10 protein-coding genes and 4 tRNA genes are annotated in these 14,512 nt (G+C 48.2%); all 14 read left to right on the forward strand.

Going from position 1 to position 14,512, the window contains the following annotated elements:
- Positions 1 to 43: 43 nt before the first annotated feature.
- Positions 44 to 589, forward strand: a complete 546-nt coding sequence (locus LN737_RS11735; RefSeq protein WP_405519033.1) for a hypothetical protein — start codon at positions 44 to 46, stop codon at positions 587 to 589.
- A 116-nt stretch (positions 590 to 705) separates the two neighbouring features.
- Positions 706 to 788 (forward strand) — tRNA-Tyr (locus tag LN737_RS11740).
- An 81-nt stretch (positions 789 to 869) separates the two neighbouring features.
- Positions 870 to 945: transfer RNA gene (locus LN737_RS11745), tRNA-Gly, on the forward strand.
- A gap of 81 nt (positions 946 to 1,026) precedes the next feature.
- Positions 1,027 to 1,098: transfer RNA gene (locus LN737_RS11750), tRNA-Thr, on the forward strand.
- 157 nt (positions 1,099 to 1,255) lie between these two features.
- Positions 1,256 to 2,443, forward strand: coding sequence for an elongation factor Tu (gene tuf / locus LN737_RS11755; protein WP_405519035.1), 1,188 nt, complete (start codon positions 1,256 to 1,258; stop codon positions 2,441 to 2,443).
- Between the two features lie 192 nt (positions 2,444 to 2,635).
- Positions 2,636 to 2,709 (forward strand) — tRNA-Trp (locus tag LN737_RS11760).
- 13 nt (positions 2,710 to 2,722) lie between these two features.
- Entirely contained in the window at positions 2,723 to 2,914 is a 192-nt protein-coding gene (gene secE, locus LN737_RS11765; RefSeq protein WP_162388507.1) for a preprotein translocase subunit SecE, read from the forward strand.
- 78 nt (positions 2,915 to 2,992) lie between these two features.
- Positions 2,993 to 3,553 (forward strand): transcription termination/antitermination protein NusG, encoded by a 561-nt coding sequence (gene nusG / locus LN737_RS11770; RefSeq protein WP_405519037.1) that lies wholly within the window; start codon positions 2,993 to 2,995, stop codon positions 3,551 to 3,553.
- Positions 3,554 to 3,708: 155 nt separating this feature from the next.
- Entirely contained in the window at positions 3,709 to 4,152 is a 444-nt protein-coding gene (gene rplK / locus LN737_RS11775) for a 50S ribosomal protein L11 (protein ID WP_405519039.1), read from the forward strand.
- 26 nt (positions 4,153 to 4,178) lie between these two features.
- Positions 4,179 to 4,877 (forward strand): 50S ribosomal protein L1, encoded by a 699-nt coding sequence (gene rplA, locus LN737_RS11780; protein WP_405519040.1) that lies wholly within the window; start codon positions 4,179 to 4,181, stop codon positions 4,875 to 4,877.
- Positions 4,878 to 4,880: 3 nt separating this feature from the next.
- Positions 4,881 to 5,414: a 50S ribosomal protein L10 gene (gene rplJ / locus LN737_RS11785; protein ID WP_405519042.1), complete on the forward strand. Its 534-nt coding sequence runs from the start codon at positions 4,881 to 4,883 to the stop codon at positions 5,412 to 5,414.
- Between the two features lie 106 nt (positions 5,415 to 5,520).
- On the forward strand, positions 5,521 to 5,907 hold the full coding sequence (rplL, locus tag LN737_RS11790) for a 50S ribosomal protein L7/L12 (RefSeq protein ID WP_405519044.1): 387 nt from the start codon (positions 5,521 to 5,523) through the stop codon (positions 5,905 to 5,907).
- A 248-nt stretch (positions 5,908 to 6,155) separates the two neighbouring features.
- Complete coding sequence (gene rpoB / locus LN737_RS11795) at positions 6,156 to 10,025, forward strand: DNA-directed RNA polymerase subunit beta (RefSeq protein ID WP_405520380.1); 3,870 nt, start codon at positions 6,156 to 6,158, stop codon at positions 10,023 to 10,025.
- 108 nt (positions 10,026 to 10,133) lie between these two features.
- Positions 10,134 to 14,483, forward strand: a complete 4,350-nt coding sequence (rpoC, locus tag LN737_RS11800) for a DNA-directed RNA polymerase subunit beta' (RefSeq protein ID WP_405519046.1) — start codon at positions 10,134 to 10,136, stop codon at positions 14,481 to 14,483.
- Positions 14,484 to 14,512 lie beyond the last annotated feature (29 nt).

A 14,512-nucleotide genomic window follows, 5' to 3' on the forward strand; every position in this document is an offset into this window, starting at 1 on the left:
GCTGCCCCGGAAACTTTCAACTTGAAATTTAAGCCTTTCTACTATGCGTAACGTACGATGGAGTTTAGGCATACTGTTAATTACAGTTGCCTGTCAGACAAAACCAAAACAGGAAGCTCAAACGGCTGAAACCAGCGAAACGACCCAGAATGACAGTACATTAGCGTTGACAACACGTCCTAAACCGGGCGCTCCCCGATCGGCCGCTGACCGTCTGGTGAGGGCACTTTATTTTGAGCACAACACTAAAGAAAATCCATTTCGTGAAGCGAAAGATCGAACATTGATCGACCAGTTTTTTGCGAAACCGACAGCCGATCTTATCTGGAATGATGCGCAGAAAGCGACGGGCAAAGTGAACCGGAAGAAAGTGAATCTTCTCTATAATGCTCCGGATGCATCCATTAAAAAAACGTGGGTAGAGCCAGCGGCTATCGGTGGTTCAAAATCCATTGTATACGTAACATTTCTAAACAACAATAAACCGGAAGAAGCCCGAATCGAGTTAAATCAGATCGCCGGCGGACGCTGGCGAATTGCGGATATACTATACCCCAATAAGAAGAAGCTCACAGAGTTACTGAACTAACACCCCTGCTTTTCAAATTATTTTTAAACCATCTGTTGACAACACCGCAAAAACATGTAATTTTGCAACTCCAAACCGGAAACGGGCTGGAAAAATGTTCTTTAACAATGATTTTCGGGGAGTTTCCAGAGTGGCCAAATGGATCAGACTGTAAATCTGCTGGCGTACGCCTTCGGAGGTTCGAATCCTCCACTCCCCACAAAAAATATCGCAGGTCGATAATAATCAGTCGATAGTGTTTTGCACTGAAGACTCTTGGTAAACAATTATCGACTCTATCGCGGAAGTAGCTCAATTGGTAGAGCGATAGCCTTCCAAGCTATAGGTTGCGGGTTCGAGACCCGTCTTCCGCTCCATTAATGGATAATGTAGGATGAACAATGGATGATTTTTGCAAATCAATATTCATTTTACATTGAACATTATTCATTACATAAGCCGTTATAGCTCAGCGGTAGAGCACTTCCTTGGTAAGGAAGAGGTCCGGGGTTCAAGTCCCCGTAACGGCTCAGGGCTTCTTAACGGAGCTTTTTGACGGGGCCGCCCGTGCGGTTTTAAGCCCAAATGGCATCAGACCTCAAACGGTATGATTTCGCTGGGTTTAACTGATGTTCAGCGAATTCATTCAATAACAAACAACAGTTCACAATAGCGTTTTAAGAAAACATGGCAAAAGAGAATTTTGACCGCTCGAAACCGCACGTAAATATCGGTACGATTGGTCACGTTGACCACGGTAAAACGACGCTGACGGCTGCCATTACGAAAGTGCTGGCCGAAAAGGGTCTGGCCGCAGTACGGGATTTCTCATCGATCGATAACGCTCCTGAAGAAAAAGAGCGTGGTATCACAATTAATACATCGCACGTTGAGTACGCAACGGCGAATCGTCACTATGCTCACGTTGACTGCCCAGGTCACGCTGACTACGTGAAAAACATGGTAACGGGTGCTGCCCAAATGGACGGTGCTATCCTGGTGGTAGCAGCAACCGACGGCCCAATGCCACAAACTCGGGAACACATCCTGCTTGCTCGTCAGGTAGGTGTACCTCAACTCGTTGTGTTCATGAACAAAGTGGACATGGTTGACGATCCTGAGCTGCTGGAACTCGTTGAAATGGAAATCCGTGAGTTGTTGAGCTTCTACAACTTTGATGGCGACAATATCCCTGTTATTCAAGGTTCGGCCTTAGGTGGTTTGAACGGCGATGCCAAGTGGGTAAAAACCATCGAAGAACTGATGGATAATGTTGACAGCTGGATTCCGCTGCCTCCTCGTCAAACGGATCTTCCGTTCCTGATGCCGGTGGAAGACGTATTCTCGATCACAGGTCGTGGTACGGTTGCAACGGGACGTATCGAACGGGGTGTTATCAACTCGGGCGATCCAGTTGAAATCCTGGGTATGGGTGCTGAAAACCTGAAATCAGTTGTAACGGGTGTTGAAATGTTCCGGAAAATTCTGGACCGTGGTGAAGCCGGTGACAACGTAGGTCTGCTGCTCCGTGGTATTGAAAAAACCGATATCCGTCGTGGTATGGTTATTTGCAAACCAGGTTCGGTTAAACCCCACTCGAAATTCAAAGCTGAGGTTTATGTACTGTCGAAAGAAGAAGGTGGTCGTCATACCCCATTCTTCAACAAGTACCGTCCTCAGTTCTATTTCCGCACCACCGACGTAACGGGCGAAATCATGTTGCCTGCTAACGTTGAGATGGTAATGCCGGGTGATAACATTACGATTGATGTAACGCTGATCAATAAAATCGCTATGGAAAAAGGTCTTCGTTTCGCTATCCGCGAAGGGGGCCGTACCGTAGGGGCTGGTCAGGTAACAGAAATCCTTGATTAAGGCTAAGTAACTCGAAGCAAGTGCATTTCTTAACGGGAATGCACTTGTTTTTTGAGATTATTTCGTACTTTTGCAGTCCGTTTCGGAAATGTCGTAAGCTGCGTGTCATTCATAGTCGGTTGTTGATTGATAGTTGACGACCAGAAATGAAGGCCAAAGTAGCTGACGGCGAAGTGAAGTATTAACTATTCTACGGGTGTAGTTCAAGGGTAGAATAGCGGTCTCCAAAACCGTTGATGGGAGTTCGAATCTCTCCACCCGTGCCAATCCTTACATAAGATGGACAAGTTTATTTCGTTTCTGAAAGCCTCTTGGGAGGAAGTTCAGCATAACGTGACTTGGCCTAAATTCGGTGACCTTCAATCCAGTTCGACACTGGTACTGGTAGCGTCGCTGATTTTTGCGCTATTGGTCGGGTTAATCGATTTGGTATTTGAGAACGGACTGAACGCATTTTATCAGTCATTCTAATGTATGATTTAAGATTGCTGATTTATGATTGATGCAGATCATACATCAAAGATCAACAGTCAAAAATCTTTACGAATTATGAGCGGCATACAGTGGTACGTCATACGGGCGGTTTCAGGGCAGGAGAAAAAGATAAAATCGTATCTCGATAACGAGATTCTCCGTCAAAAATTGGATGAAGTAATTCCGCAGGTATTAATTCCGGCGGAAAAGGTGTACGAAATGCGTAATGGCAAAAAGCGCGTTCGGGAAAAATCGTTTTTCCCTGGTTACATCCTTATTTCGGCTGATTTGAGCAATAACCGGGCGCTCGATATGATTCTGAACATGCCGGGCGTACTTGGGTTTCTCGGAAATTCGCAGGTCGGAACAACCTCAAAAATTCCGGTTCCGCTGCGCCAAGCTGAAGTAAACCGCATTTTAGGTAAGGTAGACGAAGAAACCCAGGAGATTGTTGCGCCAACCGCTTCATACCTTAAAGGTGAAAACGTAAAAGTTGTTGATGGCCCCTTTGGTGGCTTTATCGGCACCGTAGAAGAAGTATTCGACGACCGGAAGAAACTGAACGTCGTCGTCAAAATATTTGGCCGGAATACTCCGGTAGAACTCAGTTACGCACAAGTAGAAAAGGAAAGCTAGTTAGACTAATTAGTAATCCGTGGTTCGGCATCCTATGCTTCCCTCAGAGGATGACCAGCCAAAACCAGCTGATTTATGGCGATAGGGGTGCGGATTGGTTATGTGACGAACCAGTTAAGAAACCGTAAGCTGTAAATCGTAACTAAATTACCACAATGGCAAAAGAAGTAGGTGGCTACGTTAAGCTGCAAGTCAAAGGTGGGCAAGCCAACCCCGCACCTCCGATTGGTCCGGCTTTAGGTTCCAAGGGTTTAAATATCATGGAATTCTGCAAGCAGTTCAATGGACGGACGCAGGATAAAATGGGGATGGTATTACCGGTTTTGATTACGTATTACAAGGACAAGTCCTTTGAGTTCGTCATTAAAACACCACCGGCACCAGTACTGCTAATGGAAGCAGCCAAGCTGAAAGGCGGCTCTGCTCAACCAAACCGCAAAAAAGTTGGCTCGGTAACGTGGGATCAGGTTCGGACAATCGCGGAAACGAAGATGCCCGATTTGAATGCCTTTACGGTTGAGTCGGCCATGAAGCAGGTAGCAGGTACAGCCCGTAGTATGGGTATTACGGTGACGGGTGCATCGCCCTTTGAGAATTAATCAGACTTGCCTAAGCAAAAACAGAGATGGCTAAGTTAACGAAAAAACAAAAAGAAGCTAAATCAAAATACGACGCTTCCAAAGAATACTCACTCCAGCAGGCAGCTGAGATTCTAAAGGAGATTTCGTACACGAAGTTTGATGCTTCTGTGGATATTGACGTTCGGTTAGGCGTTGATCCGCGTAAAGCCGACCAGATGGTTCGTGGCGTTGCTACGTTGCCGCATGGTACGGGGAAAACGGTTCGCGTACTGGTGCTTTGCACCCCGGACAAGGAGAACGAAGCGAAAGAGGCTGGTGCCGATTACGTAGGCCTGGATGATTACATTCAGAAGATTGAACAAGGCTGGACAGACGTTGACGTGATTATCACGATGCCGAATGTTATGGCTAAAGTTGGTCGTCTGGGTAAAATTTTAGGTCCACGCGGTTTGATGCCAAACCCGAAATCGGGTACGGTAACGCCGGAAGTTGGTAAGGCTGTTCGTGAGGTGAAAGCCGGTAAAATCGACTTTAAAGTCGATAAGCAGGGAGCTATTCACACCAGTATTGGTAAAGTATCGTTTACGCCAGATAAACTGGCTGAAAACGCGCAGGAAATCATTAGCACGCTATTGAGACTGAAGCCTTCATCGGCCAAAGGTACGTACGTGAAAACGATTAACCTGTCGAGCACGATGAGTCCGGGGGTAACGATTGATAAAGGCACAGTAGCCGGTGTTTAAGCCATGAAACGCGAAGAAAAAGGAGCAATTATTGAGGAATTGACTGATAAATTTCAGACGATTCCCTTCTTCTACATCACGGAAGCTAATGGCATGACGGTTGCTGAAGTCAATACGTTACGTCGGATGTGTTTTGAGCGGGGAATCGAGTACAAAGTGGTGAAGAATAGCTTCATCAAAAAAGCACTTGAGCCCTTGGAAACGGATTTTACTCCGTTCAACGAAACGGTGCTGCACGGTCAGTCAGCGGTGATGTTTCACCCTGACAATGGCAAAGCGCCAGCACAGCTTATCAAAGAGTTCCGTAAAACGAGCAAAAAGCTGGAATTGAAGGCTGCTTCAATTGATTATAGCCTATTTATCGGTGCAGATCAACTTGATACGCTCATCGCACTGAAGAGCAAAGAAGAGCTGATCGGCGAAATTATCGGACTGCTGCAATCCCCTGCGAAAAATGTCATTTCGGCATTGCAAAGTGGTGGCAACAAGCTGGCCGGTATCCTCAAAACGTTGTCGGAGCGCGAGGAAGCAGCTTAGCTGTATCGCGGACATGATGTCCGCTCTTTTTCCGGCAAATTATATGCGGACAAGATGTCCGTGTTACTAACATATTGTATCACAATCAAATTAAGAAAATACTACAATGGCAGATTTGAAAGCGTTCGCGGAGCAGCTTGTAAGCCTGACAGTTAAAGAAGTTAACGAACTGGCTACTATCCTGAAGGATGAGTATGGCATTGAGCCAGCTGCTGCCGCTCCCGTAATGGTAGCTGGTGGTGCTGCAGGTGGTGGCGACGCTGCTCCAGCTGTAGCCGAGAAAACATCATTCGATGTTATCCTGAAATCAGCTGGTGCTGCTAAACTGGCTGTCGTCAAACTGGTGAAAGATTTGACCGGTCTGGGCCTGAAAGAAGCTAAAGAATTAGTTGATGGTGCTCCAAAACCAGTGAAAGAAGGCGTTGCGAAAGACGAAGCCGAAGCACTACGGAAGCAACTTGAAGAAGCTGGCGCTGAAGTAGAAGTCAAGTAAGCTGCCGCTTATTCGCATATTACTCCAGATAGGGGAGGCCAGACCAACGTCTGGTCTTTTCCTGTTTGGAGACTTTTTGTCTAAGCTCTTGCAAAAGACAAACTTATTTTTAATGCCTTATGTTGTCTATTTACGCCCCTTGGTCGGGTGACGCCCGGGGTCTAATATAGCCACTTAGTTCGAGCGCCGTGGCAAATCTTCGCAACGCGCTCATTAAGAATCGGTTACGCACTAAACGAAGCACAATCTTGGCGACAAACGCGAAAATCAGTACGCGCAAAAATTTTGCGACGATTCAGCCAGTCATTGGATATCCTGACTTTCTGGATATTCAAGTAAAATCCTTCAAAGATTTTTTCCAGCTTGATACGCCTTCCAACCAACGGTCGGAAGAAGGGTTATTCAAGGTTTTTCAGGAAAATTTCCCCATTTCGGACTCGCGCGAGAATTTCACGCTTGAGTTCATTGACTATTCCGTCGATCCGCCGAAATATTCGGTTGACGAATCCATTGACCGTGGCCTGACGTATTCGGTGCCTCTGAAAGCTAAACTGCGCCTGTCGAACAGTGATCCTGATAACGAGGATTTCGAAACGATCGAGCAGGAGGTGTTTCTGGGTAACATTCCGTATATGACAGAAAAGGGCTCATTTGTGATAAATGGCGCCGAGCGGGTAATTGTTTCGCAATTGCACCGTTCACCGGGTGTGTTTTTCTCTATGAGCAAACACACCAATGGTACCAAGCTTTATTCGGCTCGGATTATTCCATTCAAAGGGTCATGGATTGAGTTCTCGACGGACGTAAACAATGTCATGTATGCGTACATCGACCGGAAAAAGAAATTCCCGGTAACAACGCTGCTACGTGCCATCGGATTCGGTTCAGATAAAGATATTCTGGATCTGTTTGGTCTGTCAGAAGAGATTCCGGCAACACCGGCGAACCTGAAAAAAGCGGCCGGTCGTCGGCTGGCGGCTCGGGTTCTGCGGACATGGACGGAAGACTTCGTAGATGAGGATACAGGTGAAGTAGTTTCTATTAGCCGGAACGAAGTGCTCCTGGAGCGCGATTCCGTTATTACGGTTGATGATATTGATGTCATTACAGACTCTGGCCAGAAGTCGGTTATCCTGCACAAGGAAGACATGAACATGGCCGACTACAACATTATTTATAATACGCTGCAGAAAGATAGCTCGAACTCCGAAAAAGAGGCTGTTGAGCAAATCTATCGGCAGTTACGTAACGCGGATGCGCCGGATGAGCAGACAGCTCGGGAAATTATTCAGAGCCTGTTCTTCTCCGATAAGCGTTATGATTTGGGCGATGTAGGCCGGTACCGGATCAATAAAAAACTTGGTCTCGATATATCGTCAGACATGAAAGTACTGACTACGGAAGATATTGTATCGATCGTGAAGTACCTGATTGGTCTGATTAACTCGAAGGCCGTTGTCGATGATATTGACCACCTCAGCAACCGTCGTGTACGTACTGTAGGCGAGCAACTGTACGCTCAGTTCGGCGTTGGTCTGGCTCGTATGGCGCGGACGATTAAAGAACGGATGAACGTTCGGGATAACGAGGATTTCAAGCCCGTTGACCTGATCAATGCCCGGACGCTTTCGTCAGTAATTAACTCGTTCTTTGGTACGAACCAGCTGTCGCAGTTTATGGACCAAACCAACCCACTGGCTGAAGTAACGCACAAGCGTCGGATGTCAGCGCTGGGACCGGGTGGTTTATCACGCGAACGGGCAGGTTTCGAAGTTCGCGACGTACACTATACGCACTACGGTCGGTTGTGTACCATCGAAACTCCGGAAGGTCCAAACATCGGTCTGATTTCATCCCTTTGTGTTTATGCTAAAATAAACAGCATGGGCTTTATCGAAACGCCATACCGGATTATTGAAAACGGTAAGGTGTCTATGGATAAGCCTGTGATGTACCTGACAGCTGAAGAAGAAGATACCCACTACATTGCTCAGGCCAATGCTGGCATCGATGCAAAAGGTAACTTCCAGGTTGATCGGCTGAAAGCTCGTTTTGAAGGTGACTTCCCAATGGCTGAGCCTTCGAACGTAACCTTCATGGATATTGCACCAAACCAGATTGTGTCGGTAGCTGCTTCCATGATTCCGTTCCTTGAGCATGACGATGCTAACCGGGCCCTGATGGGTTCGAACATGCAACGTCAGGCAGTACCGCTGCTCCGTCCTGAAGCGCCAATTGTTGGTACAGGATTGGAAGGGCGTGTGGCTGTTGACTCTCGGACGCTGGTTATTGCCGAAGCAGACGGTGTAATTGAATTTGTCGATTCGACCAAGATCGTCGTAAAATACAATCTTGACGACGATCAGTTAGCCGTTACGTTCGATGAAGATCAGAAAACGTACAACCTAATCAAATTCCGTCGGACTAACCAAGACACGTGCATCAACCTTAAGCCGACCGTCCTGAAAGGTCAGAAGGTGAAGAAAGGCGATGTTCTTTGCGAAGGGTATGCAACTCAGGCTGGTGAACTGGCCCTGGGTCGGAACATGAAAGTGGCGTTCATGCCATGGCAGGGGTACAACTTCGAGGATGCTATCGTAATTTCTGAGCGTGTTGTTCGCGAAGATATTTTCACCTCGATTCACATTGAAGAGTTCGAACTGGAAGTACGGGATACAAAACGTGGTGAGGAGGAATTAACTTCCGAAATCCCGAACGTATCGGAAGAAACCGTTCGTAACCTTGATGAAAACGGTATCGTTCGTGTTGGTACAGAGGTAAAAGAAGGTGATATTCTGATTGGTAAGATCACACCAAAAGGTGAAAGTGATCCGACTCCAGAAGAAAAACTGCTACGTGCCATCTTCGGTGATAAAGCCGGTGACGTGAAAGATGCTTCGAAGAAAGCACCACCATCGTTGAAAGGTGTAGTTATCGATACGAAATTGTTTGCCCGTCCTGCCAAAGAAGAGCGTGGTAAGCATAAAGATGACGTAAAAGCACTGATGAAAAAATACGGTCGGGAATTGAACGATTTCCGTGCCCGTATGATCGAAAAAACAGTGTCGTTGCTGGAGGGTAAAACCAGCGCCGGTGTTAAGCACAAATTCGGCGACGAAATTGTAAGCAAGGGCGTGAAGTTCAACCGGAAAAATATCACGGACAACCTGTTCCCTGACAAAAACGCGTATCGCGACGAAAGTGGCTACGCTGTTCCGGAAGAAGTAAACCTCCTCGCTGACCTGAATCTAAACGATTGGACAGACGACGAGAAATTGAACGAGATGGTTGTTTCGTTAGTGAAAAACTACAACAACCGCCGGAGTGAAATTACGGGTCGGTTCAAACGTGAACGGTTTACGCTCGAAGTGGGCGATGAACTGCCAGCAGGTATCGTGAAACTAGCCAAAGTTTATATCGCCAAGAAGCGTAAGCTGAAAGTAGGTGATAAAATGGCTGGACGTCACGGAAACAAAGGGGTTGTTGCCCGGATCGTTCGCGATGAAGACATGCCATTCCTGGAAGATGGAACGCCGGTCGACATCGTACTGAACCCGTTGGGCGTACCATCCCGGATGAACCTTGGTCAGATCTATGAAACTGTATTGGCCTGGGCTGGTCAGAAACTGAGCCGTAAATATGCAACGCCAATTTTTGACGGAGCAACGGAACAGCAGGTGGCCGACGAACTAGACGAAGCTGGATTGCCTTCGTTCGGTCGGACCTACATCTACAACGGATTGACAGGAGATCGTTTCGACCAACCTGTTACGGTCGGCATTATTTATATGCTCAAACTGGGTCACCTGGTAGACGATAAAATGCACGCCCGTTCAATTGGACCTTACTCGCTCATTACGCAGCAGCCGCTGGGTGGTAAAGCACAGTTTGGTGGTCAGCGGTTTGGCGAGATGGAAGTGTGGGCGTTGGAAGCCTTTGGGGCATCGAACATCCTGCAGGAAATCCTGACCGTAAAATCCGATGACGTAGTTGGTCGTGCGAAAGCATATGAAGCCATTGTAAAAGGTGAAAATCTGCCGAAACCGAATATTCCGGAGTCATTCAACGTACTCGTTCACGAGCTGCGCGGTCTTGCTCTCGAAATTACATTAGAGTAAGGAGAAGGGAAGAAAAGGAGGAAGGAAGAGGAGAACTAATAGTCCCCGATCCCATCCTCCCGCTCCTCCTTCCTCCCTTTATTCCATTTAACTATTAATCTCCAACCAATGTCGTTCAAAAAGAACAAAAAACTCAACAGCGACTTTGCCAGCGTAACGATTAGCCTGGCATCGCCGGAGTCTATTTTGGAGAGTTCCTACGGCGAAGTGACACAGCCGGAGACCATTAATTACCGGACCTACAAACCCGAAATGGGCGGCTTATTCTGTGAGCGCATCTTTGGGCCTGTAAAGGACTGGGAGTGTCATTGCGGTAAGTACAAGCGGATTCGCTATAAAGGCATTATCTGCGATCGCTGCGGGGTAGAGGTAACCGAGAAAAAGGTTCGCCGGGAGCGCATGGGCCACATCGAACTGGTGGTGCCTGTAGCGCATATCTGGTATTTCCGTAGTCTGCCAAACAAAATTGGGTACCTGTTGGGTCTTTCGACCAAGAAACTCGATCAGGTTATTTACTACGAACGGTACGTAGTAGTTCAGCCTGGTGTGAAGGCCGAAGACGGAATCAACCAACTCGACTTCCTGACGGAGGATGAGTATCTTGACATTATTGACAAACTGCCGAGCAGCAACCAGCATCTCGACGACAAAGACCCGAACAAATTCATCGCCAAGATGGGGGCTGAAGCGCTGGAAATGTTGTTGTCTCGTCTGGAATTAGACGAACTCTCGTATCAACTTCGCCACGCGGCAGCAACCGACACCTCACAGCAACGTAAGGCTGAGGCTCTGAAGCGTTTGAAAGTAGTAGAGGCATTCCGCGAAGCGAACGGCCGTATTGAGAACCGTCCTGAGTGGATGGTGATCAAAATGGTACCGGTAATTCCACCCGAATTGCGTCCGCTTGTCCCTCTGGATGGTGGCCGGTTTGCTACGTCTGACCTGAACGATTTATATCGTCGGGTTATCATTCGGAACAACCGTCTGAAGCGCCTTATCGAAATCAAAGCGCCTGAAGTTATTCTGCGGAATGAAAAGCGGATGCTGCAGGAAGCCGTCGATTCGCTATTCGACAACTCACGTAAAGTAAACGCCGTTCGTTCGGAAGGTAACCGTGCGCTGAAGTCGCTCTCCGACATGCTGAAAGGTAAGCAGGGCCGTTTCCGGCAGAACCTGCTCGGTAAGCGTGTTGACTACTCGGGTCGTTCGGTTATTGTGGTAGGTCCTGAACTTAAATTGCATGAGTGCGGGTTGCCGAAAGATATGGCAGCTGAGTTGTTCAAGCCGTTCGTTATTCGGAAACTCATTGAGCGGGGTATCGTGAAAACGGTAAAATCGGCTAAGAAAATCGTTGACCGGAAAGACCCTGTTATCTGGGATATTCTGGAAAACGTACTGAAAGGCCACCCTGTTCTGCTGAACCGGGCTCCAACGCTGCACCGGTTGGGTATTCAGGCATTCCAGCCAAAGCTGATAGAAGGAAAGGCTATCCAGTTGCACCCACTCGTTTGTACAGCGTTTAACGCTGACTTTGATGGTGACCAGATGGCCGTTCACGTACCACTTGGCCAGGAGGCTATCCTGGAAGCGTCATTGCTGATGCTGGCGTCACACAACATTCTGAACCCTGCCAACGGTGCGCCGATTACGGTACCATCGCAGGACATGGTGTTGGGCCTTTATTACGTAACGAAAGGTCGTAAGAGTTTACCAAATTATCCGGTAGCGGGTGAGGGAATGACGTTCTACGGTGCCGAAGAAGTAATTATCGGTATCAACGAAGGCAAGATTTCCAAGCACGCCAACATTAAGTGCCGGGTGAAAGTCCGCGACGAAAGTGGCGAGATGGTTTATAAAGTAATTGATACGGTTGCCGGTCGGTTGTTGTTCAACCAGGCTGTCCCTGAAGAAGTTGGTTATATCAACGAACTGCTGACGAAGAAAAAGCTGCAACAGATTATTGCCCTTATCTTCAAAATTTCAGGTGGTGCCCGGACGGCTCAATTCCTTGACGAAATCAAAGAACTTGGATTCCAGATGGCGTTTAGAGGTGGTCTGTCCATCGGTCTGAGCGACGTCATGATTCCTGAAGCCAAACAAGGTCTTGTTGAAGAAGCGAAAGCGGAAGTACAGGGCGTTTGGGATAACTACCTGATGGGTCTGATTACGGAGAACGAACGCTACAACCAGGTTATCGATATCTGGACGCGCGTAAACTCCCGTCTGACCGAGACGCTGATGAAGCAACTTGAGGCTGATCAGGGTGGATTCAACTCCATCTATATGATGATGCACTCGGGCGCCCGCGGTTCCCGTGAGCAAATTCGTCAGTTGGGTGGTATGCGTGGACTGATGGCTAAGCCGCAGAAAAACCTGCAAGGCTCTGTGGGTGAGATCATTGAAAACCCGATCTTGTCGAACTTCAAAGAAGGTCTTGACGTATTGGAGTACTTTATCTCGACGCACGGTGCCCGGAAAGGTCTGGCCGATACAGCGCTGAAAACGGCTGATGCTGGTTACCTGACCCGCCGTCTGCACGACGTAGCACAGGATGTTATCATCAGCGAAGACGATTGCGGTACGCTGCGCGGTCTGCAGGTTTCGGCACTGAAAGATAACGAAGACATCGTTGAGCCACTGTCTGAACGGATTCTTGGCCGTACAACGGTTCACGATATTTATGATCCGCTCTCGAAAGAATTGATTATCGCTTCCGGCGAATTGATTACGGAAGACGTAGCTGCTCAGATCGACGAAACCAGCATCGAAATGGTTGAAATCCGTTCGGTACTGACTTGCGAATCACGGCAGGGCGTTTGTGCCAAATGCTACGGTCGTAACCTGGCATCGGGCCGCATGGTCGACATCGGTGAAGCTGTAGGCGTTATTGCTTCGCAGTCAATCGGTGAGCCAGGCACACAGCTGACGTTACGTACCTTCCACGTGGGTGGTACGGCTTCGAACATTGCTGTTGATGCCTCGATCAAGGCGAAATTCGACGGTCTGATTGAGTTTGAAGAAATGCGGACAGTTGAATCGGAAGATGCTGAAGGCAACGCTCAAACGGTTGTAATGGGTCGTTCGGGCGAAGTCCGAATCGTGAACCCTGACGACCGTAGCCAGGTGCTAATCAGCAACAACGTACCATACGGCGCATTCCTGCGGGTGAAAGAAGGTGATGTAGTGAAGAAAGGCGACGACATCTGCGCCTGGGACCCCTATAACGCCGTAATCCTGTCGGAACTGACGGGTACGCTGACCTTTGACGCGATTGAAGATGGTATTACCTACCGTGAAGAGTTCGACGAACAGACGGGCTTCCAGGAGATGGTAATCATCGAGAGCCGCGATAAAGCGAAGAACCCAGCCATTGTAGTACAAGGCACAACGACCTTGACGCTCCACTTGCCTGACAACGATGGCGGACCGCTTCAAAAGAGCTATAACCTGCCGGTTGGATCGCGTCTGGTTGTAAAACCAGGTCAGAAAATCAAAGCGGGCCAGCCGCTGGCGAAAATTCCACGTAACGTTGGTAAAACGCGTGACATCACGGGTGGTTTGCCACGGGTAACGGAATTATTCGAAGCGCGTAACCCGTCGAACCCGGCTGTTGTGAGTGAAATCGATGGGGTCGTTACGTATGGCGCTATCAAACGGGGTAACCGCGAGATCTTCATCGAGTCGAAAGACGGCACGAAGAAGAAATACCTCGTACCGTTGTCGAAGTTCATCCTCGTTCAGGATAATGACTTCGTACGGGCTGGTGCTCCGCTGTCGGATGGTGCTATAACACCAAGCGACATTCTGGCGATCAAAGGGCCAACGGCTGTTCAGGAGTATCTGGTAAATGAAATTCAGGAAGTATACCGCCTGCAAGGGGTGAAAATCAACGATAAGCACATTGAAGCCATTGTTCGGCAGATGATGCAGAAAGTTGAAATCATCGACTCAGGTGATACCAACTTCCTCGAAGGCCAGGTTGTCGACAAGTGGTTATTCCGTGAGGAAAACGATAAAGTCCTTGATGCGAAAGTAGTTATGGACGCTGGTGATTCGACCAATTTCAAACCGGGTATGATCGTGACGAGCCGTCAGCTTCGTGACGAAAACTCAAGTCTGAAACGTCGTGATCTGGCGCTGGTAACGGTTCGTGATGCGATGGCTGCTGTATCGCAACCAACGCTGATGGGTATTACTCAGGCATCGTTAGGTACCGACAGCTTCATCTCAGCGGCTTCCTTCCAGGAAACCACGAAAGTGCTGAGCGAAGCGTCGATCCGCGGTAAGCGTGATACGCTCGAAGGCTTGAAAGAAAACGTTATTGTTGGTCACCTCATTCCGGCAGGTACAGGCATTCGTCGTTACCAAAACGCGATTGTCGGTTCGAAGGAAGAGCTGGAAACAATTACCGAGTCGCGCGAACAGTTTGCCCGCACCAAAAAACGGGCGACGGTTTAAGCACGTCGAACTACTCGAATAAAATGAAA

The sequence above is a fragment of the Spirosoma sp. KNUC1025 genome (genome assembly GCF_045160025.1).
Lineage (GTDB): Bacteria > Bacteroidota > Bacteroidia > Cytophagales > Spirosomataceae > Spirosoma.